General features: G+C 75.0%; 3 protein-coding genes. All 3 read right to left on the bottom strand.

What is annotated here, in order from left to right:
• Window positions 1-194: 194 nt before the first annotated feature.
• The 3 genes from OG624_RS02250 to OG624_RS02240 all read right to left on the bottom strand — a co-directional run bounded on the left by OG624_RS02250 (window position 195) and on the right by OG624_RS02240 (window position 22,633).
• On the bottom strand, window positions 195-1,028 hold the full coding sequence (locus OG624_RS02250) for a 2,3-dihydro-2,3-dihydroxybenzoate dehydrogenase (protein WP_033225307.1): 834 nt from the start codon (window positions 1,026-1,028) through the stop codon (window positions 195-197).
• Window positions 1,029-1,166: 138 nt separating this feature from the next.
• Window positions 1,167-8,321 (bottom strand): amino acid adenylation domain-containing protein, encoded by a 7,155-nt coding sequence (locus tag OG624_RS02245; RefSeq protein WP_371638958.1) that lies wholly within the window; start codon window positions 8,319-8,321, stop codon window positions 1,167-1,169.
• A 20-nt stretch (window positions 8,322-8,341) separates the two neighbouring features.
• Window positions 8,342-22,633, bottom strand: coding sequence for an amino acid adenylation domain-containing protein (locus OG624_RS02240; RefSeq protein WP_371638957.1), 14,292 nt, complete (start codon window positions 22,631-22,633; stop codon window positions 8,342-8,344).
• Between the last annotated feature and the right edge of the window lie 99 nt (window positions 22,634-22,732).

Raw genomic sequence — 22,732 nt, 5'->3', positions numbered from 1 at the left:
GACTCCTCTTCAGGTGGGGGCAGGTGCGGGCAGGTGGGCGCGGCCGGACGGTCGCCGGCTGCGTGCGGTGCGAGGCGGTGCGCAGGGCGCGGGTGGTACGCGTGGCGCGGGGATCGCGTGTGCTGTGCGTGCTGTGCGTGCTGTGCGTGTGGCACGTGTGGCACATGGCGCGAGGGGAAACGGGGATGCCGCGGTCAGCGCAGCGTGGCTCCGCCGTCCACGTAGAGGTCCTGCATGGTGATGTGACGCGCCTGGTCCGAGGCGAGGAACGCGACCGCGTCCGCGATGTCCTGCGGGTCGGCGATCCGGCCCAGCGGGATCCCCGTCCGGTAGCTGGCGAGGTCCCCCTCCAGCACCCGGGCGGGCGCCTGCGGGTCGGTCCAGAGCGCCCACTGCATGGGGGTGTCGGTGGAGCCGGGGGCCACGATGTTGCAGCGCACACCGCTGCGGGCGTACTCCAGCCCCAGACACTTGGTGAACATGACGGCCGCGGCCTTCGAGGCGGCGTACGCGGCCATGCCGGTGCGGGGGATCCCGGCGGCGTTCGAGGCGACGGTGATCACGCTGCCGGCGCCGCGGGCCGCCATGCCGGGGACGACGGAGCGGGACGTGAAGAAGACGCCCTGGACGTTGACCGCGAAGGTGGCCGCCCAGTCCTCGTCGGTCAGTTCCGCTACCGGCGCGGCACGCAGGACCCCGGCCACGTTCACCAGGATGTCGATCGGGCCGAGTTCCCGCCCGATCCGCTCCACGGTCCGGTCGACGGCCGCCGGGTCGGTGACGTCGAGCTCGTACGCGCGGACGGCCCCGTCGCCGGCGGACGGCGCCCGCCCGGTCTCCGGGTCCAGTTCGGCCGCCAGCGCGGCGACGGCCTTCGCCTGGACGTCCGTCGCGGCGACGGTGGCGCCGAGGCGGAACAGCGTACGGACGACGGCCTCGCCGATGCCCTGGCCGGCGCCGGTGACGAGCGCGACCTTGCCGGTGAATCCGCTGGTCCCCGGGATGCCGGGCACACGGTGGTCGGACATGCCGCCCCCTTCTTGATTCTTAGGTAAGCCTAACCTAATAAAATTCTGAACGACACTGCGAGGCGGCCGTGTTGTGACGAGGGCCTCGGCACGCTCCGGGTGGGGGCGCGACGGGGCGCCCCCACCCGCACCCGGGGGTCAGTCCCGGGCGGCCGACTCGGCCGATGCCAGCGCACGCGCCAGCACCGGGCCGATCTCCGCCAGGACCCCGGGGGACATCAGGTCGTCGTGCGCGCAGTCCAGGACGTGCTCCTCGATCCGGCCGTCCAGGTGCGCGGGCCAGACCAGCCCCGGCGCCTCCTCCGCCGGGGTGGACCGGGAGGCGGTGAAGAACAGCACGTCACCGCGGTAGCGGAGGGTGCGGCTGCGCGACAGCAGCCGGACGCAGTGCACGTTCGTGTCGACGATGGCCCCCAGCAGCGCCTCGTCGAAGCCGGCCAGCAGACCCTGGCTGTCGCGGATCGCGCCGACCGCCTCCGCCCGGTCCACCGGAGCATCGCCCTCCGGCGGGTTCAGTCCGGCCACCGAGAGCAGGAAGCCGCTCTCCTCGCGTTCCAGGCGCTCGCGCCAGTCCGGCGCGTCGATGTACGACCAGTCCTCGATCTCCGGCGGGTACGCGTCCAGCAGCCCCAGGAAGGCCACCTCCTCGCCGCGCTCCTGCAGCAGCGCGGCCAGCGTCTGCGCCACCGTTCCGCCGAAGGAGTAGCCGAGGAAGTGGTACGGACCCTGCGGCTGCACCGTACGGATCTCCGCCAGGTACAGCTCCGCGAGCGCGGCCACGTCGGCCACGTCCGGCTGCGTACCCGCGAGTCCCGGCGACTGGAGTCCGTACACCGGCCGGTCCGCGTCCAGGTGGCGCAGCAGGCCCGTGTACTGCCAGGCGAAACCGGACGCCGGGTGGAAGCAGAACAGCGGCGCCGCCGTGCCCCGTTCCCGCAGCGGCATCAGCACCCGCAGCGCGTCCCGGCGGGCGTCCGAGCCGATCCGGGCGGCCAGGTCCGCCACCGTCGGCGCGGCCATCACGGCGCCGACCTGGACCGGGGTGCCGAGCGATGCGCGGATCCGGCCGACCAGCCGCATCGCCAGCAGCGAATGGCCGCCGAGCTCGAAGAAGTTGTCCTCGGCCCCTACCCGCTCCAGCCCCAGCACCTCCGCGAAGATCGCGCAGAGCAGCTCCTCGCGGGCGTCCTTCGGGGCCCGGCCGCCGCCCGCGTCCCCGAGATCGGGGGCCGGCAGCGCCGCCCGGTCCACCTTCCCGTTCACCGTCAGCGGCAGCGCCGACAGCTCCACGAAGGCCGACGGAACCATGTACTCCGGCAGGCTGGCCGACAGCCGGGCCCGCAGGGCGGCCGGTTCGGGCGCGTCCGAGGCCGACGCCACGGTGTAGGCGACCAGCCGCTTGACGCCGGTCGGCCCGGTGTGGACGACCACGGCCGCCGCCGCGATGCCCGGCTCGGCCGCGACCGCCGACTCGACCTCGCCGAGCTCGATGCGGAACCCACGGATCTTGACCTGGTCGTCGGCGCGCCCGAGGTAGTCGATCTGCGCGTCCCCGCGCCACCGCACCAGGTCGCCCGTCCGGTACATCAGCGTGCCCGGCTCGCCGAACGGGTCCGCGACGAACCGCTCCGCGGTCAGCGACGGCCGCCCGAAGTAGCCGCGGGCCAGGCCCGCTCCCGCGAGGTAGAGCTCACCGGCCACGCCCGCCGGGACCGGCCGCAGGGCGCTGTCGAGCACGTAGGCCCGGGTGTTGTGGATCGGCCGGCCCACGCAGGAGCCGGCGCTGTCGTCCACGTCGGCGCCCAGCGCGTTGATCGTGTACTCGGTCGGGCCGTACAGGTTGTAGCCCATGGTGCCCTCGGTGCGCTTGAGCAGCTCCCACAGACCGTCCGGCACCGCCTCGCCGCCCAGCAGGAACAGCGTCGGCCGGTGCCGGTCCGCGTCCAGCAGACCCGCCTCGACCAGTTGCAGGCCGTAGGACGGCGTCACGTTGACCACGTCGATGCCCACGCGGTCGTAGTGCGCGGTCAGGGCCGCCGGGTCCAGGCGCAGCTCCTCGCCGATGACGTGCACCTCGTGCCCGTCGACCAGCCAGAAGAACTCCTCCCACGACATGTCGAAGGCGAAGGACACGGTGTGCGCCACTCTCATCCGGCGCCCGCCCGCCAGTGCCACCGCCGGAGCGAAGATCCGCTCGCGGTGGTTGAGCAGCATGTTGGTCAGGCCCGAGTAGGGGACCACGACCCCCTTGGGCCGCCCGGTCGAGCCGGAGGTGTAGATGATGTACGCCGGGTGCCGGCCGTCCCGCACCCCCGTCAGCTCCGCGTCCGCCACGAGTCCGTCCGGCAGCGCCGCCAGTTCGGCCACCACCGCCGGGTCGTCCAGCAGCAGCGCCGGTACGCCCTCCACCACCGGCACCCGGTCCGTCACCGGGGCCGTCGTGACCAGGCACAGCGCGGCCGCGTCCGCGACCATCGCGCCGAGCCGGTCCACGGGGTGGTCCAGGTCCAGCGGCAGATAGGCGGCGCCGGTCTTCAGCACGGCGAACAGCGCGACCACGAAGTCCGCCGACCGGGGCAGCCCCAGGGCCACCACGGCCTCCGGTCCCGCGCCCCGCGCCACCAGGGCACGGGCCAGCCGGTTGGCGCGGGCGTCGAGCTCCGCGTAGCTGAGCCGCTCGTCCTCGAAGACCAGGGCCGTCTCCCCGGGGGTCCGGGCGGCCTGCTCGGCGAACAGGTCGATCACCGTGGTGTCCGGGACCGCGTGGCCCATGTCGTCGCCCGTCGCCAACAGTTCGGCCCGCTCCGCGGCCGCCAGCGTGACCAGCCGGCCCACCGGGAGGGCCCCGCCGTCGGCGAGCTGCTCCACCAGCAGCGCGAGTCGGCCCGCCAGGTGCCGGGCGGTGGCCTCGTCGTACAGGTCCGGCCGGTAGCCGAGGCTCAGCTCCAGTGCCGGGCCGGGGGTGACGGCGAGGGTCAGCGGGTAGTGGGTGCCGTCGACGCTGTGCGTCCAGCCGATCGCGTGGGCCGCCACCGCCTCCTCGCGGGCGGCGTCGTTCAGCGGCGTGTTGCGGAACACGTACAGGGTGTCGAAGAGCTGCCCGAGGCCGGTCAGCTGCTGGATCGGCCCGAGCCCCACGTAGTGGTGCGGCAGCAGCGCCGCGTGCTCGCCCTGCACCCGCACCATGAGGTCGCGCAGCGGCTCGTCGGGGCGCAGGGCGACCCGGAACGGCAGCGTGTTCATGAACATGCCGATCATCCGGTCCACGCCGGCGAGGTCCGCGGGACGGCCGGAGACCGTGGCGCCGAACACCACGTCGTCGCGGCCCGTCATCCCGGCCAGCGTCATCGCCCAGGCCGTGCTCAGCACGGTGTTGAGGGTGACCCCGCAGCCCCGCGCGAAGGACCGCAGCCGATCGCTGGTGGCCTCGTCCAGGGACAGGTCCACCACCTCGGCGGTCACCGGCTGCCGGTCCGGATCCGCCCGGGCCACGAGCGTGGCCTGGTCCAGCCCCGACAGATGCGTACGCCAGGCCTGCTCGGCGGCGTCCCGGTCCACGGCCGCCAGCAGGCGCAGGTAGTCCCGGTACGGGGTCACGGGCGGCAGCACGTCCACGGAGCCGCCGTGCCCGTACAGGGCGAACAACTCCTCGAAGAACAGCGATTCCGACCAGCCGTCGGTCAGGATGTGGTGCTGCGTCACGCACAGCATCCAGCGCTCCGCCGAGAACCGGATCAGGGCCACGCGCAGCAGCGGAGGCGCCGCCAGGTCGAACCGCGTCGCCGCGTCGGCCAGCGAGAACTCCCGCAGCGCCTGGTCCTGCGCCGCACGGTCGAGATGGCTGAGGTCGATCTCCCGCCAGGGCAGCTCCCACTCGCCCGGCACCACCTGCACCGGGCCGTCCAGGCCCTCGTGCCAGAAACCGGACCGCAGGTTGGGGTGGCGGCGCAGCAGGGTGTCGAAGGCGGCGCGCAGGGCTGGACCGTCGACGGCGTGCAGCAGCTCGACGAAGTTCTGCATCAGGTAGACATCGAGCGCCCGGTCGTCGTAGACGGCGTGGAAGTACAGGCCCTCCTGCAGCGGCGCGAGCGGCAGCACCTCCGCCACCTGCGGGAACACCGCGGCCAGCGCGGCCTCCTGCCCGGCGTCGAGGGTCACGAGCGGGCCGGCCGACGCCGGGTGATCGCCGTCCTGCTCCGAGGCGTCGCGGGCCGCGGCCGCCATCCGCTCCACGGTCCGCAGCTCGAACACGTCGCGCGGGGTGAGGACCAGGCCCGCCTTGCGGGCCCGGGTCACCAGCTGGATGGACACGATGCTGTCCCCGCCCCGTGCGAAGAAGTCGTCGTCGATCCCGGCCGAGGCGAGCCCCAGCACCTGCGCGAAGACGGCGCACAGCGCCTCCTCGCGGGCGTCCCGCGGCGGCCGGGACAGCTCCGCCGCACCCAGCTCGGGCGCGGGCAGCGCGCCCCGGTCCAGCTTGCCGCTGACGTTCGTCGGCAGCACGTCCAGGACCACCACGGCCGCCGGGACCATGTAGTCGGGCAGGACGACGGCCAGCGCCTCCCGCAGGGCCGCCGGTTCGACCGGGCCCGTCACGTAGCCGACGAGCCGCTTGACCCCGGGGGTGTCCTCGCGGACCACCACGGCCGCCGAGCCCACACCGGGCTGCGCGGACAGCGCCGATTCCACCTCGCCGAGCTCGATCCGGTAGCCGCGGATCTTCACCTGGTCGTCGGCCCGCCCCAGGAACTCCACCTGCCCGTCGGCGCGCAGCCGTACGAGGTCGCCCGTACGGTACATCCGCGAGCCCGCCGGACCGTACGGGTCGGCCACGAACCGCTCGGCGGTCAGCGCGAACCGGCCCAGGTAGCCGCGGGCCAGGCCGTGGCCCGCCAGGTACAGCTCACCGGGGGTACCGGCCGGCGCGGGCCGCAGGGACGGGTCCAGCACACGGGCGCAGGTGTTGCCGATGGGCCGGCCCACGATCGGGGAGGCCGAGTCGGCGAGGTCGGCGCCGAGGGCGTCCACCGTGTACTCGGTGGGCCCGTACAGGTTCACCGACATGACCCCGGGGGCGGCGCGGACCTCGGTCCACAGCGCCTCGGGCACGGCCTCGCCGCCCAGCAGCAGCAGCCCCGGCCGGTGGTGCGAGCCGCTCAGCAGCCCCCACTCCAGCAGGGCCCCGGCGTAGGTCGGCGTCACGTCCATGGCGTCGATCCGGTGCTCGCGGACGTAGCCCACGGTGAACTCGGCGTCGCGGCGGCCGATCTCGTCCAGGACGTGCAGCTCGTGCCCCGAGACCATCCAGAACAGCTGCTCCCACGAGGTGTCGAAGCTGAAGGAGGCGGTGTGCAGGGCGCGCAGCTGCCGCCCGCCCGCGGCCGCCACGGCCGGGGCGAAGACCTCCGCGACGTGGTTGGCGTACAGGTTCGACAGACCGCCGTGGGTCAGGACCACACCCTTGGGGCGGCCCGTGGAACCGGAGGTGTAGATCACGTAGGCGGGGTGCCCGGACTCGATGCGCGGCGGGGGGAAACCCTGGCCGAGCGCCGCGAGTTCGGCGGCCGTCTCCGCCGAGTCCAGCACGATCCGCTCCGGTCCGTCCGCCGCCCCGGAGGGCAGCAGCGCGAGCGCCGCCTCCGTCGTCAGCACGCACACCGGGGCCGCGTCGTCCAGCATCAGGGCGATCCGGTCGGCGGGGTAGTCGAGGTCCAGCGGCAGATAGGCGGCCCCCGACTTCAGGACGGCCAGGACGGCCACCACCGATGCGGCCGAGCGCGGCACGGCCAGCGCCACGACGGACTCGGGTCCGGCGCCGCGCGCGGCCAGCAGCGCGGCCAGCCGGTCCGCCCGCTCGTCGAGTTCCGCGAAGGTCAGCCGGTCGGGTCCGCAGACCACCGCGCAGGCGTCCGGGGTGGCGGCGGCCTGCTCGGCGAACCGGTCGGCGACCGTACCGTCGGCCACGTCGCGCGCGGTGCCCGCTTCCGCGGTACGCAGCTCCGCGCGGTCGGCGGCGGTCAGCGGCTCCAGGGTTCCCACCGGCCGGCCCGGATCGCCCGCGACCTGGTCCAGCAGGACGGTGAACCGCTCGGCCACCCGGGCGGCGGTCCGGGGGTCGAACAGGTCCGGCCGGTACTCCAGGGCCAGCTCGGCCCGCTCGTCGAGGGACACGGACAGGGTGAGCGGGAAGTGAGTGCCGTCCCGGGCCTCCACGCCCGTCACCCGCACCCCGTCGGCCAGCGGCGCCCTGGCGGAGGGGTCCACCGGGTAGTTCTCGATGACGACGAGGGTGTCGAACAGCTCGCCGCCGCCCGCCTGCTTCTGGATCAGCCGCAGGCCCAGGTGGTGGTGGGCGAGCAGCGCGTTCTGCTCGTCCCGGAACCGTCTCAGCAGCTCCGCGACGCTCTCCCACGGCCGGGCCGTGAGCCGCACCGGGACGGTGGTGATGAACAGTCCGACCATCGACTCCACACCGGGGAGCTCCTCGGGCCGGCCCGCGACGGTCAGCCCGAAGACCACGTCCCGGCGGCCCGTCAGGCTGCCGAGCAGCAGCCCCCACACCGCCTGGATCACCGTACTGGGCGTGGTGCCCAGCGACCGGGCCGCGGCCGTCAGCCGGCCGGTGGCCGCCTCCGACAGCTCCACCCGGTGCACACCGGGCCGCACCGCGGTACGGGACGGGTCGGCCGGGGCCACCAGCACGGCCTCGTCCAACCCGGCCAGCGCGGAGCGCCAGGCGCCCTCGGCGGCCGGGACGTCCTGGGCCTTCAGCCACTTGAGGTAGTCGCGGTAGGGGCGTACGGGCTGCTGCGCCGAGGTGTCGCCGTCGCTTTCGTACAGCGCGAGGAGATCCCCGACGAGCAGCGGCATCGACCAGCCGTCGACCAGGATGTGGTGCACGGTGACCACGAGGAGGTGGTCGTCCGGGCCCCGGCGCACCAGGAGCAACCGCAGCAGCGGCGGCCGGTGCAGCGCGAACCGCCGGTCCAGCTCGGCCCGTTCCACGCGGCGCACGGCGGCCGGCGAGGGGTCGGCCGACAGGTCCGCCCGGCCGAGCGCGAAGGTCACCTCGGCCGGCACGAACTGCACCGGCTGCGGCACCCCCTCGTGCCAGAAGCCGGCCCGCAGGTTGGGGTGGCGGCGCAGCAGAGCCGCGCCCGCCCGCTCCAGCCGGTCCGCGTCCACGGGGCCGGCCAGCGACACGGAGACCTGCACCGTGTACACGTCCGGCGCGCTCGCGTCGTAGACGGAATGGAACAGCATGCCCTGCTGCAAGGGGGACAGCGGAAGCATGTCCTCTATTCGAGCCTGCGTCACTGCTGGGCCCTCCACATTTCTTCGAGCATGGTGATCTGGTCCTGGTCGAGATCGACCAGGTCGAGGTCCGAGGGGGTGTACCCCGCGGACGTGCCGCCGTCGGCCCAGGCGGCGAGGGCGTCCACGGCGGCCGTCCAGCCGTCCGCGAGCTGCCCCACGGTGTCCTGGGAGAGCGCCTCGCCCGCCCAGATGAAGTGGGCGGTGAGTTCCGGCCCGCCGTCCCCGTCGGTGATCTCCGCGGTGATCTCCAGTACGTGGGAGAGCGGCATCGCCGGGTCGGGGCGGGCGGACAGGGCGTCCGCCTCCGGGGCCGGGCCCCAGACGGAATCGGCCCGGCCGGTCTGCCGACCCAGGTAGTTCCACAGGATCTCGGCGCGGGCCGCCGGGTCGAACAGCCGCGCCGTGGCCGGGTTGTTGTAGCGGAGCAGGCCGGCGCCCAGCCCGCCGTCGGGCACCGCCCGCAGCAGCTCCTTGACCTCCTTGAGGAGCGCTCCGGCGTCCGCGCGCCCGGCGGCGACCGCTGTCGGGTCGTACGCTCCCAGCGGCAGCCGCAGCGGGTGGATGCTGGTCAGCCAGCCCACCGTGCGGGTGAGGTCGGCGCCCGGCAGCAGTTCCTGCTCCCGGCCGTGACCCTCCAGGTCCACCGTGAACCCGTCCGTCCGGACCCGGCCCGAGCGGGTCGCCCAGTCGCCGACCGTCAGGACCAGCGCGCTCAGCAGGGCGTCCCCGACGGTGCCGTGGAAGGCGGCCGGAACGGCCTGGAGCAGCGGGGCCGTGCGCTCGGCGGAGATCCGTACGGACAGCCGGCGCGCCGTGGCCGCCGTGTCCGTGGACGGGTCCAGCGGACGTCCGGCGAGCAGCGGCCCGCCGGGGGCGGCGGCCAGCCAGCGGTCCAGCTCGGCGGTGCGGCGCGGGCTCTGCGCCTCGGCCAGCAGGTGCGTGGTCCAGGCCCGCAGCGGGGTCCCGACCGGCTCCAGGTCCGGTGTCCGGCCCGCGGCGGCGGCCTCGTGGGCCGCCTCCAGGTCGGGCAGCAGGATCTGCCAGGACACCTCGTCCACCGCGAGGTGGTGGACGACGAGCAGCAGCCGGCCGGGCTCGGCCGGACCCCGGTCGAGGTGTACGGCGCGTACGAGGGTCCCCGCCTCGGGGTCCAGCAGGCGCCAGATCCGCTCGGACTCGGCGGCGACCAGTTCGCGCAGGGCCGCGTCGGACAGGCCGACCGCGTCCACGCCGTCCAGGACGGCGGAGGCGTCCACCGCGCCCGTCGGCCGGATCTCCGCGCTCCACACCCCGGGACGGGGCACGGTCAGCTGCTGGCGCAGCCCGTCGTGGTGGTCCAGTACGGCCTGCAGCGCGGCCGTGAGGTGCGGGCGCCGGGCCCCGGCGGGCAGCCGGACCAGCCGGGCCTGCGCGAACGAGGCGAAGGGGCCGCCCCGTTCGGCCAACCAGGACGCCACCGGCGGCAGCGGCAGCGGGCCGGGACCCGCGTCGGCCGTACGGGCGGGGGGCGCGGCCGAGGGCTCCGCCGCCGTGGCGACCGAGGCCAGCGCGGCCGGGGTCGGGTGCGTGAAGATCTGCCGGGCGGAGACGGTCAGCCCGGCCTTGCGGGCCAGCCCCACCAGCCGGATGGAGACGATGCTGTCGCCGCCGAGCTCGAAGAAGTTGGCGTCGGGGCCGACGCCGGGCAGGCCCAGCACCTCGCCCATCAGCGCGCACAGGATCTGCTCGGGGGTGCCGGCGGGCACCTGGGCGGCCGGGGCGGCGGGCGCGGCCGGCGTGGGGATCACCGGCGCGGGCAGCGCCCGCCGGTCGAGCTTGCCGTTGGGGGACAGCGGCAGCCGCTCCAACTCCGTGAACACCGCCGGGACCATGTACTCGGGCAGGCGGGCGGCCGCCAGGGCGCGCAGGGCGACCCGGTCGAGCGTGGCGCCGGGCGCGGGCACCGCGTAGGCCACCAGGCGTCGTACGCCGGGCCGGTCCTCGCGGACGACGACCGCGGCCCGGTCCACCTCGGGCGCGCCCGTCAGGACGGCCTCGATCTCGCCGAGTTCGATGCGGAAGCCGCGCAGCTTGACCTGGTCGTCGGTGCGGCCCAGGTAGTCGATGCGGCCGTCGGCCAGGCGCCGTACGAGGTCGCCGGTGCGGTACATCCGGGTACCGGGAGCCCCGTACGGGTCGGCGACGAAGCGCTCGCCGGTCAGCGCGGGGCGGCCGAGGTAGCCGCGGGCCAGCTGGACGCCGGCCAGGTACAGCTCGCCGGGGACCCCGACGGGCACCGGCCGCAGCCGGTCGTCGAGCACGTACAGACGGGTGTTCCAGACCGGCAGGCCGATCGAGGCCGAGGCCCGTCCCTCGGTGGCGGTGAGCGCGGTGCAGGCGCCGGAGGTGACGTCGACGGCCGCCTCGGTGGGTCCGTAGAGGTTCTCCAGTGCCACCGGGGCGCCGGCGGCCGAGGTGTGGAATCGGCCGACGAGCTCGCTCGGCAGGGCCTCGCCGCTGCACACGACCAGCCGCAGGCTCGGGCAGTCGGCGACCTCGGTCTCGCCGAGGAAGGCGGCGAGCATGGACGGGACGAAGTGCAGCACGGAGACGCGCTGTTCGCGGATCAGCTCGGCGAGGTACAGCGGGTCCTTGTGCCCGTCGGGGCGGGCGACGACCAGCGGCACGCCCTCGGCGAGCGGCCAGAAGAACTCCCAGACGGAGACGTCGAAGCTCGCCGGGGTCTTCTGGAGCACCCGGTCTCCCGGGCGCAGGGTGTAGGCGTCCTGCATCCAGCGCAGGCGGTTGACGATCGCCTCGTGCTCGACCAGCACGCCCTTGGGCATGCCGGTGGAGCCGGAGGTGAAGATCACGTAGGCGGGGTGGTGGGGGAGCAGGGGCGCGCGCCGCTCCGCCTCGGCCAGGTCCGAGCCGGCCAGTGCGGCCAGCCGGGTCCGGACCGTGGGGGAGTCCAACAGGATCCGTTCCCCGCCCACTTCGGGCGCGAGCGAGGTTCCCGACAGTGTGTCGGTAAGGATCAGTACCGGCTCGGCGGTCCGGGTCATGTACGCGAGGCGCTCGGTCGGCAGGCCGAGGTCGAGCGGGAGGTACGCGCCGCCGGCCCGGACCACCGCGTGCAGGGCGACGACGAGGTCGAAGGAGCGCGGCAGGGCCACGGCCACCACCGACTCCGGGCCGACCCCACGGTCGATCAGCAGCCGTGCCAGCCGGTTCACCCGCTCCTCGAAGTCGGCCCGCGAGAGCTCGACCCCCTCGAAGACCAGCGCGGGGCCGGTCTCCTGCTTCGCGCCCGCCGCCACGAGGGCGGCCAGCGTCCGCGCCCCACCCAGCGGGTGGCCGGTGTCGTTCCAGCCGTGCAGCGCGAGATCGCGCTCCGCCGGGTCCATCACCTCGATCGCCGAGACCGGCCGCTCGGGCGCCTCCACGACGGCGTCCAGCAGCAACAGCAGCCGCCTGGCGAGCAGTTCGACCGTCGTGCGGTCGAAGAGGTCGGAGGCGAAGCGGATACCGCCCGCGATCGCGCCGTGCTCCTCGGAGGCCCCGAAGGCGATCTCCAGATCGAACTTGGCCCCACCGGTCTCCACGGTGACCTCCCGCGCAGGCAGCCCGAACAGCTCAGGCACCGCGCTGCCCACGGAGTGGTAGGTCACCATCGTCTGGAACAGCGGATTGCGGGAACGGCTCCGCTCCGGATCCACCGCTTCGACGACCGCCTCCAGCGGCAGATCGGCATGCGCGAAGGCCGTAAGCCCCGTGTCGCGCACCCGCGCCACCAGCTCGGCGAAGCTCGGGTCCCTGGACAGGTCCGCGCGCAGCACCAACGTGTTCAGGAAGAAGCCGACGAGCCCGTCGAGTTCCTCACCCTCCCGGGCCGAGACGGGGCTGCCCAGCGGGATGTCCTCACCCGCGCCCAGTCGGTGCAGCAACGCGGCGACGGCCGCGTGCGCCACCATGAACAGCGTCGCGCCGCCCGCGCGGGCGATCCGCGCGAGCCCCGCTCCGGTCCGCGCCGGGACCTCGAAGGTCACCACGTCCCCCTCGTACGAGGGGGACGCCGGCCGCGGTCGGTCGGCGGGCAGGGCCAGTTCGGCCGGGGCGTCGGCCAGCGCCTGCCGCCAGTACGCGGCCTGCCGGCCCGCCACCGACTCCGGATCGGCCGCGTCACCGAGCAACTCCCGCTGCCACAGCGCGAAGTCGGCGTACTGCACCGGAAGCGGGGCGAAGGCGGGCTCCGCGCACGCCGACCGGGCGGTGTACGCGCGGTCCAGGTCTGCCAGCAGCGGGCCGGCCGACCCCTCGTCCGTCGCGATGTGGTGCACCAGGACCACCAGCAGATGGTCCTCGGGCGCGGCCCGCAGCAGCGTGACCCGCACCGGCGGCTCGGCCGCCAGGTCGAAGACGTACCTGCCGGCGCGGACGGCCTCCTCCTCCAGCCGGTCCGCCGGTACCTCGCGCACGCTCAGTGCCACACCGGCCCGTTCGGCCGGCACGACCACCTGGTACGGCTCGCCCTCGTCCTCACGGAACACCGTCCGCAGGCTCTCGTGCCGGGCGACCAGGTCCCTGACGGCCGCCGCCAGGGCCGCGGTGTCCACCGGCCCGCTCAGCCGCACCGCGAGCGGCACGTTGTAGGTGGTGCTCGGACCGCGCACGCTGTCCAGCAGCCACAGCCTGCGCTGCGCGAAGGACAGGGGAAGCCGCTCGGGCCGCGGCGCGGCCGCCGCGAGACGCGGACGCCCCGCACCGGAGCGCTCCGCGAGGAGGGCGGCCAGGGCGGCCACCGTCCGCGCCTCGAACAGGTCCCGGATGGCGCAGTCCACGTCCAGAGCGGCCCGGAACCGACCCACCGCGCGGGCGGCGAGCAGCGAGTGGCCGCCGAGGGCGAAGAAGTCGTCCTCCACCCCGACCGACTCCAGGCCCAGTACGTCGGCCAGGATCCCCGCGAGGATCTCCTCACGGGCGTCGCGCGGAGCCCGCGAGGCACCCGCGACCGGCGCGGCGGGCGCGGGCAGCGCCCGCCGGTCCAGCTTGCCGTTCGCGGAGAGCGGCAGCGCCTCCAGCTCGATGACCTCGGAGGGGACCATGTACTCGGGCAGTCGGGCCGCGGCCAGGGTGCGCAGGGCGGCCTGGTCCGGCGCGGCGCCGGGCGCGGGGACCACGTAGGCGACGAGGCGCCGTACGCCGGGTCGGTCCTCGCGGACGACGACGGCGGCCTGCGCCACCTCGGGCGCGCCCGTCAGGACGGCCTGGATCTCGCCGAGTTCGATGCGGAAGCCGCGCAGCTTGACCTGGTCGTCGGTCCGGCCCAGGTACTCCAGCCGCCCGTCCCGGCTCCGGCGCACCAGGTCGCCGGTGCGGTACATGCGGGCGCCGGGAGCCCCGTACGGGTCGGCGACGAAGCGCTCGCCGGTCAGCGCGGGGCGGCCGAGGTAGCCGCGGGCCAGCTGGACGCCGGCCAGGTACAGCTCGCCGGGGACCCCGACGGGCACCGGCCGCAGCCGGGCGTCCAGGACATAGACACGCGTGTTCCACACGGGGCTGCCGATGGAGGCCGAGGAGGACGCGGACGCGGCACCCGAGCCGCTGGACAGGCAGTCGGCGGCGGTGACGTCGACGGCCGCCTCGGTGGGGCCGTACAGGTTCACCAGCCGGGTGGAACCGCCCGGAGCGGACGCGTGGAAGCGGGTGACGAGCTCGCGCGGCAGGGCCTCGCCGCTGCACACCACCAGGCGCAGCGACGGGCAGTCCGCGAGGTCGGCCTCACCCAGGAACGCGGCGAGCATGGACGGCACGAAGTGCAGCACCGACACGCGCTGTTCGCGGATCAGCTCGGCGAGGTGGCGGGGGTCCTTGTGGCCCTCGGGGCGGGCGATGACCAGCGGCACGCCCTCGGCGAGCGGCCAGAAGAACTCCCACACCGACACGTCGAAGCTCGCCGGGGTCTTCTGCAGCACCCGGTCGGTGGAGTCGAGACCGTACGCGTCCTGCATCCAGCGCAGGCGGTTGACGATCGCCTCGTGCTCGACCAGCACGCCCTTGGGCATCCCGGTGGAACCCGAGGTGAAGATCACGTAGGCGGGGTGGCGGGGGAGCAGCGGTGCGCGCCGCTCCGCGTCCACGACCGGACCGCCCGGCAGCGCGGCCAGCTCGGCCGCCCGCTCCGGCGCGTCCAGGACGAGGATCTCGGTGTCGGGCAGCTCCGGCAGCGCCCCCAGCGAGGGCAGGTCCGTCAGCAGGCAGACGGGCGCGGCCGTCTCCGCCATGTACGCGAGGCGCTCGGTCGGCAGGCCGAGGTCGAGCGGGAGGTACGCGCCGCCGGCCCGGACCACCGCGTGCAGGGCGACGACGAGGTCGAAGGAGCGCGGCAGGGCCACGGCCACCACCGACTCCGGGCCGACCCCACGGTCGATCAGCAGCCGCGCCAGCCGGTTCACCCGCTCCTCGAAGTCGGCCCGCGAGAGCTCGACCCCCTCGAAGACGAGGGCCGGCGCCAACGGATCGCGCCGGGAGCCCGCCGCGGCCAGCGAGTCCAGGGTCTGCGGCGCCACCGGCCGGACGGTGTCGTTCCACCCCTCCAGCAGCTGGGCGCGCTCGGCGGGGTCGAGCAGCTCCAGCTCGGCGAGCGGAACCTCCGGGGCCGCCGCGGCCGCGCCGAGCAGCCGCAACAGCCGGGTCAGCAACGACCGTACGGTCTCCGCGTCGAAGAGGTCCGTCGCGTACCGCACGCCGCAGGTCATCGCGGTGGGCGAGCCATCGGTGCCCGGGGTGCGGCGGAAGAGGATCTCCAGGTCGAACTTGGCGTCCCCGGCCTGGACCGGGAACTCCTCGGCCGGCAGGGAGCCGAAGGCGCGCAGCGGCTCGGCGCCGCCGTCCTCGTAGGCCACCATCGTCTGGAACAGCGGGTGCCGCGCGAGCGAGCGCTCCGGATCGACGGCCTCGACGACCGCGTCGAAGGGCAGGTCGGCCTGCGCGAGGGCGGCCGCTCCGAAGGAGGCCGTCCGGCGCAACAGTTCGGCGAACGACGGCTCGCCCGCCAGGTCGGCCCGGATGACCAGGGTGTTCACGAAGAACCCGACCAGTGCGTCCAAGGCCTCCTCGCCGCGCCCCGCGACCGGGCTGCCCAGCGGGATGTCCTCACCCGCGCCGAGCCGGTGCAGCAGCGCCGCGACGGCGGCGGTCACCACCGTGTACATCGTGGTGCCGCGGTCCCGGGCGAGCACCTCCAGTCCCTGCACCAGGTCCTGGGGCAGGGGCAGGGACACGGTCCGGCCCTCGTGCGTGGGGCGGACCGGACGCGGGCGGTCGAGCGGCAGCGCCAGTTCCTGGGGCAGCCCGGCCAGGGCCTCGCGCCAGAAGCCGGCCTGGTCGTGCGCGACCGATCCGGGTACCGCCGCGTCGCCCAGCAGTTCGCGCTGCCAGAGCGCGTAGTCCGCGTACTGGACGGCGGGCGGCGCGGTCTCCAGGACCCCGCCCGCGCACCGGGCCGCGTATGCGGCGGCCAGGTCGGCCAGCAGCGGTCCGGCCGACCACTCGTCACCGGCGATGTGGTGCAGCAGCAGGAGAAGCACCTGGTCGTCGGCGGCGGTGCGCAGCACGCTCACCCGCAGCGGCGTCTCGGTGCCCAGGTCGAAGGCGTGACCGGCCGCCGCGTCGATGCTCCGGCCCAGATCGGCCGGCTCCACATCGGCCACCGCGAAGGGCACGGCCACGTCCGACGCAGCGAGCACCCGCTGGTACGGGCCCTCGGCATCCTCCGCGAAGACGGTACGCAGCGCCTCGTGGCGGGCCGTCACCTCGTGCACGGCCGCCTCCAGGGCGGCCAGGTCCAGCTCCCCGCGCAGCCGCAGGGCCAGCGGGATGTTGTACGTGGCGTTCGGGCCCTCCATCCGGTGCAGGAACCACAGCCGCGCCTGGGCGTACGACAGCGGGAGTCGCTCCGGCCGCGTACGGGCGGTCAGCGCGGGGCGGACCACCGACCGGCGGCCGGCCACCCGCTCCGCGAGGGCCGCGACCGTACGCAGCTCGAACACGTCCCGCACCGTGCAGTCGACGCCGAGCGCCGTCCGGACACGGGCCACCAGGCGGGTGGCGAGCAGGGAGTGCCCGCCGAGGCGGAAGAAGTCCTCGTCGGCGCCGACCGAGGGAACTCCCAGGACCTGGGCGAAGGCCTCGGCGATCCGCTCCTCGGCAGCCCCGCTCGGCGCCCGTCCGCCGGCCTCGGCCTGCGCGACCGGAATCGGCAGCGCGGCCTTGTCCAGCTTGCCGTTCACGTTCGTCGGCAGCACCGGCAGCACCATCACGGCGGCCGGGACCAGGTGCTCGGGCAGCCGATCGGCCAGCTCGGCCCGCAGCCGGACCGGATCGGCCGCACCCGTGACGTAGCCGACGAGCCGCGGCAGGCCCGGGGTGTCCTCGCGGACCACCACGGCGGCCGAGGTCACCCCGTCCAAGGCGGCGAGTTCGGCCTCGACCTCGGCCGGCTCCACCCGGAAGCCGCGGATCTTGACCTGGTCGTCGACGCGGCCGAGGAACTCCAGCAAGCCGTCGGCCCGCCACCGCACGAGGTCGCCCGTGCGGTACATCCGAGAGCCCGGAGAACCGAACGGATCTGCGACGAAACGTTCCGCCGTGAGCGCGAACCGGCCCAGGTAGCCACGGGCGTTCTGTTCACCCGCCAGGTACAGCTCACCCGGCACCCCCACGGGCACCGGCCGCAGCCGCCCGTCCAGCACGTGCGCCCGGCTGTTGTCCAGCGGCCGGCCCACCACCGGCGAGACGCAGTCGCCCACCCGCGCCACCAGGGCGTCCACCGTGAACTCGGTCGGCCCGTAGTAGTTGACGACCTCCACCCCGGGGACGGCGCGCAGCTCCTCCCACAGCGCGGGCGGCACCGCCTCGCCGCCCAGGAGGAAGAGCGGCGGCCGCCACTCGCCGGTCAGCAGACCGGCGTCGACCAGCTGCCGTCCGTACGAGGGGGTGACGTCGAGCGTGTCGATCCGCTCCGCCCGCACGTAGGCCACGACGGCGTCCGCGTCCCGGCGCCCGTACTCGTCGAGGACGTGCAGCTCGTGCCCGGCGACCAGCCACAGCAGCTGCTCCCACGAGGAGTCGAAGGAGAAGGAGGCGGTGTGCAGCGCCCGCACCCGGCGTCCGAGCCGCTCGGCGACCGGCCCGTACAGCTCCCGGTCGTGGTCGCGGAAGAGCCGGGTCAGACCGGCGTGCCGGAGCACGACCCCCTTGGGCCGGCCGGTGGAGCCGGAGGTGTAGATGACGTACGCGGCGTGCTCGGGGTCCACGGGCACATCGGCCCCGGGCACGGCGGCCGCCAGTGCCTGCAGCGTCTCCGGGTCGTCCAGCACCACCAGGTCCACGCCCGGGAGCCGGTCCGCGACCGCCCGCGTGGTCACCGCGCACACGGGCGCCGCGTCCCCGAGCATGTACGCGATCCGCTCGGCCGGGTGGTCCAGGTCCAGCGGCAGATAGGCGCCGCCCGCCTTCAGGACGGCGAGCGTGGCCACCACGGTCCCGGCGGAACGCGGTACGGCCAGGGCCACCACGGTGTCCGGGCCGACGCCGCGTCCGGCCAGCAGGGCTGCCAGCCGGCCCGCGCGGTCCTCCAGTTCGGCGAAGGTGAGGCGCTCGTCCCCGGCGACCACGGCCACCGCGTCGGGAGACGCCGCCGCACGGGCGGCGAACACCTCGGTCACCGCACCCGGCTCCACCGGCCGGTCCGTGTCGTTCCAGCGGGTCAGTCGGGCCCGTTCGGCCTCGTCCCGCAGCTCCCACCAGGACACCGGGTCCGCCGGGGCCGCCACCGCAGCGGCGAGCGCGCGCAGCAGCCGCCGGACGAAGGTGTCCACGGTCGGACGGTCGAACAGCGCGGTCGCGTAGAACACCTCCAGTTCGAGGTCCTCGCTGTGCGCCGCGTCCGAGAAGGTGATGTCCAGGTCGAACTTGGTGACACCGGGATCCACCCGGTCCACCCGGGCCGGGTACCCGAGGAGGTTCGCGACGTCCTGGGTCACCGTGCTGTGCGAGACCATCGTCTGGAACAGCGGGTGGCGGGAGAGCGAGCGCTGCGGATTGACCTCCTCCACCACCGAGTCGAAGGGCAGGTCGGCGTGGTCGAGCGCGGCCAGGTCGGCCGCCCGGACCCGGTCCAGCAGCTCGGTGAAGGACGGGTCGCCGGACAGGTCGGTGCGCAGCACCACCGTGTTGACGAAGAAGCCGACGAGCTCGTCGAGCGCGCTGTCGCTGCGGCCGGCCACAGGGCTGCCGAGCACGATGCCCTCGCCCGCGCCGAGCCGGTGCAGCACCGCGGCCACCGCCGCGTGCACCACCATGAACACGCTGGTGCCGGTCTCGCGGGCCAGCGAGCGCACCGCGGCCGCCAGTTCGCGCGGCACCGCCTTGAAGACCATGGCCCCGGCCGGGTCGGCCACGGCCGGGCGCGGCCGGTCGGCCGGCAGCCCCGCCTCCGGCGGCAGCTCCGCCAAGGCCTCGCGCCAGTACGCCGCCTGGGTGGCGGCGAGCGAACCGGGGGTCCGCGCCGAGCCCAGCAGCTCCCGCTGCCAGAGCGCGAAGTCGGCGTACTGCACGGCCGGAACCCCGAGCTCCGGGTCCTCTCCCGCGCACCGGGCCGCGTACGCCCGCTCCAGGTCGCGCAGGAACGGCCCCATCGACCATTCGTCGCTCGCGATGTGGTGCAGCAGGACCACCAGGGCGTGTTCCCCGCCGGCCGCGTCACGTACCAGCGTCACCCGCAGAGGGGCCTCCCCGGACAGGTCGAAGAGGTGTCCCAGCGCCGCCCGGACCGCGCCTTCGAACCCGTCCGCGGCCACGTCGTGGACGTGCAGCCGCACTCCGGCCTCCGCCACGTCCAGCACCCGCTGGTACGGCTCACCGTCCCGCTCCCCGAAGACCGTGCGCAGGGTCTCGTGGCGGCCCGCCACGTCCCGCAGGGCCGCGTCCAGGGCGTCCGCGTCCGGAGCCGTGTCGAAGCGCACCACGAACGGGATGTTGTAGGTGGCGCTCGCGCCCTCCACCTGGTGCACGAACCACAGGCGCTGCTGCGCGTACGAGAGCGGCAGCGGGTCGGGGCGCGGACCCGCGACGGGCGCCGGACGGGCGGCCGCCGTGCGCCCGCCCAGCAGCGCGGCGAGCGCGGCCACCGTCCGCGCCTCGAAGACGTCCCGGATCCCGCACTCGGTGTCCAGGGCCGTCCGCACCCGGGCGATCACGCGTGCGGCCAGCAGCGAGTGGCCGCCGAGGGTGAAGAAGTCGTCGTCGGGGCCCACGGATTCCAGGCCGAGCACATCGGCGAAGATCCCGCAGAGGATCTCCTCGCGGGCGCCGCGCGGCGCCCGTGCCCCGGTGCCCGTCAGGGCGGCCAGGTCGGGCGCGGGCAGGGATCGACGGTCGATCTTGCCGTTGGCCGTAAGTGGGAAGGCGTCGAGCACGACCACGGCGGACGGGACCATGTACTCGGGCAGTCGCTCGCCCAGGGCCCGGCGCAGGCCCGCCGGATCGGGGGCGGACCCCTGGGCGGCGGGGGTGACGTAGCCGACGAGGTGCGGGAAGCCGGGCAGGTCCTCGCGGACCAGGGCCACGGCCCGGTCCACGCCCTCACCGGCGGTCAGCGCGCTCTCGATCTCGCCCGGTTCGATGCGGAAGCCGCGCAGCTTGACCTGGTCGTCGACGCGGCCGAGGAAGGCGATCCGGCCGTCCGCGTGGCGGCGCACGAGGTCGCCCGTCCGGTACATCCGGCTACCGGGCGGCCCGTACGGGTCCGCGACGAAACGTTCCGCCGTCAGGGCGTGGCGGCCGAGGTAGCCGCGGGCCAGCTGGTCCCCGGCGAGATACAGCTCACCGGGGCGGCCGACGCCGACCGGGCGCAGGGCCCCGTCCAGGACATGGGCGCGGGTGTTCCAGAACGGCACCCCGATGTCCGGGACCCCGGTGTGCCCGGGGTCGAGCCGGCGGGAGGTCGCCCAGACGGTGACCTCGGTGGGGCCGTACACATTGGTGACCGAGCGCGCGGTGCGCGCGAGGCGTTCGGCGAGGGCGGCGGGCAGGGCCTCCCCGCCGACGAGCACCCGGGTGCCGTCGAGCGAGGCCGGGCGGCCGTCCTCCAGCAGGGCGTGCCACAGCGAGGGGGTGGCCTGCATGACGGCGGGACGGTGGGCGTCGACGAGCGTGGCGAGCGCGGCCGGGTCCCGTACGGTGTCGCGGTCGGCCAGGACCACCGTGGCCCCGCTGATCAGCGGGGTGTGGATCTCCAGGGCGGCGATGTCGAAGGAGATGGTGGTGACCGCGACCAGCCGCTGACCGGGGGCCAGTTCGAGCTCGTGGGCCTGCATGCGCAGGAAGTTGGCCAGGGCCGCGTGCGGGACGACGACCCCCTTGGGGCGACCCGTGGACCCGGAGGTGTAGATCACGTACGCGGGGTGGCCGCCGGTCAGCGGCGCGGTGCGGTCCGCGTCCGTGGGGGCGTCGGCGGCGGTGTCGGCGAGCTCGGCGAGGGAGTCGGGGGCGTCGAGGACGACGGTCTCGACCCCGTCCACGACCGGGGCGCCGGCCGCGCGGTCCAGGGTGGTCAGCACACACAGCGGGCGGGCGTCCTCGACCATGAACTCCAGCCGGTCGGCGGGGTAGTCGAGGTCGAGCGGCAGATAGGCGCCGCCCGCCTTCATCACGGCCAGCAGCGCCACCACGAGATCGGCGGTACGGGGCAGGGCGAGGCCGACGATGCTCTCCGGGCCGGCGCCGCGGCCGATGAGCAGGCGGGCGAGCCGGTTGGCGCGCTCCTCCAGGGCGGCGTAGTCGAGGGTGTCCGCGCCCGCGATCACGGCGGGCACCTCGGGGTGCAGCCGAGCCGCGTGCTCGAAGGCGTCGACGACGGTGCCGGCGGGGACCGGGTGGTCGGTGTCGTTCCGGTCCAGCAGCAGGGCGTCGCGGGCGGCCGGCGCGAGCAGGTCCGGACGCCCGACGGGGGCCTGCGGCCCGGCCGCGGCGACCTCACGGAGGAAGTGCGCGAACTCGGCGCGGCGCGCGGCCAGCGTCCCGGCGTCGTACGCCTGCGGGTTGGCGTCGAGCTCGAAGCGGATCCGGCCCTCGGAGGCATCGTGGTGGACGCCGAGGGTGAGGTCGTCCACGGGCCCGGCGGCGACGTTGTGCACGGAGCCGGCCGCTCCGGCGAAGTCGAGGGAGTTGTCGAAGGCCTTGATGTTGACCATGGGCCCCAGCAGGCCCTGTTCGCGGCCGGACAGACCGAGGTCGCGGCGGATGTCCTCGGCGCGGTAGCGCTGGTGGCGGCGCAGGTCACGGACGTCGGCCGCGACCGCGGCGACCAGTTCGGCCAGCGGGGTCTGCGGGCGCACGGCCACACGCAACGGCAGCACGTTGACGACCATGGACGGCACCTTGAGCGCGGCCGAGCCGAGCCGCGCCATGGCGGGCAGCGACAGCAGGACGTCCCGGCTGCCGGTGGCCCGGTGCAGGTAGGCGGCGAAGGCGGCGGTCATCACATCGGCCCAACTCGCCTTCGCCGCGCGGGCGATGGCCAGCAGACCGGCCGTCTCCTGCTGCGTGAGCGTGGCGCCGTCGCGCAGGAAGGCGTGGGCCGCGGGGAAGCGGGCACCGCTCAGCGGCTCCGGCTCGGGGTGGTCCGCGAGCCGCTCCAGCCAGTAGGCGCGGTCCTCGGTGAACCGCGGGGAGGTCCGGTAGGCGTGCTCCTCGGCGAGGATCACCTCGAGCCCGCCGAACGGGTCGGGCGTCGGCTCCTCGCCGGCGACGAGGGCCGTGTAGACCTCGGCGGTGCGGCGGGAGACCAGGGAGAAGCCGAAGGCGTCGAGCACGAGGTGATGGGCCCGCTGGTACCAGAGGGTGCGGCTCGGGCCGACCTTGTGCAGCGTGAACACGTACAGGGAGTCCCGGACCGGGTCCACCGGGCGCGCCATGTCGGCGCGCATGAGGGCCAGCGCGGTGCCGTACGGGTCGTCCTGGCCGGTGTGGTCGAGTACGGCGACCAGCGGCCCGGCAGCAGGCCCGCTCCAGGCGACCTGGTACGGCTCGCCGTCGGGGCCCTCCGCGAAGCGCGCCGTCAGGGCCTCGCTCTCGGAGACCGTCCGCCGCAGCGCCGTCACGAACAGTCCGGCGTCCAGCGGGCCGTCGATCTCGACGTACTGGCCGACGTTGTAGACCGGGGAGTCGGGATCGAGCCGCTGGCCGTACCAGACACCGGTCTGGGCCCCGGTGAGTGGGAGGCGCTGGGAGGGACGCTCGGTCATGGACATCGTGCTCCAGATTCGCTGCGGGTCCCCGGCCGGTGGCGGGACCGGCCGGGGGAGGTCGACGGGATGCGGGTGCCTGCGGCGGACAGGCGGGGG

The organism is Streptomyces virginiae, from assembly GCF_041432505.1.
In the GTDB taxonomy this organism is placed as follows: domain Bacteria; phylum Actinomycetota; class Actinomycetes; order Streptomycetales; family Streptomycetaceae; genus Streptomyces; species Streptomyces virginiae_A.
The sequence above is the reverse complement of the archived record's forward strand: the minus strand, read 5'-3'. Positions and strand labels throughout refer to the sequence as shown.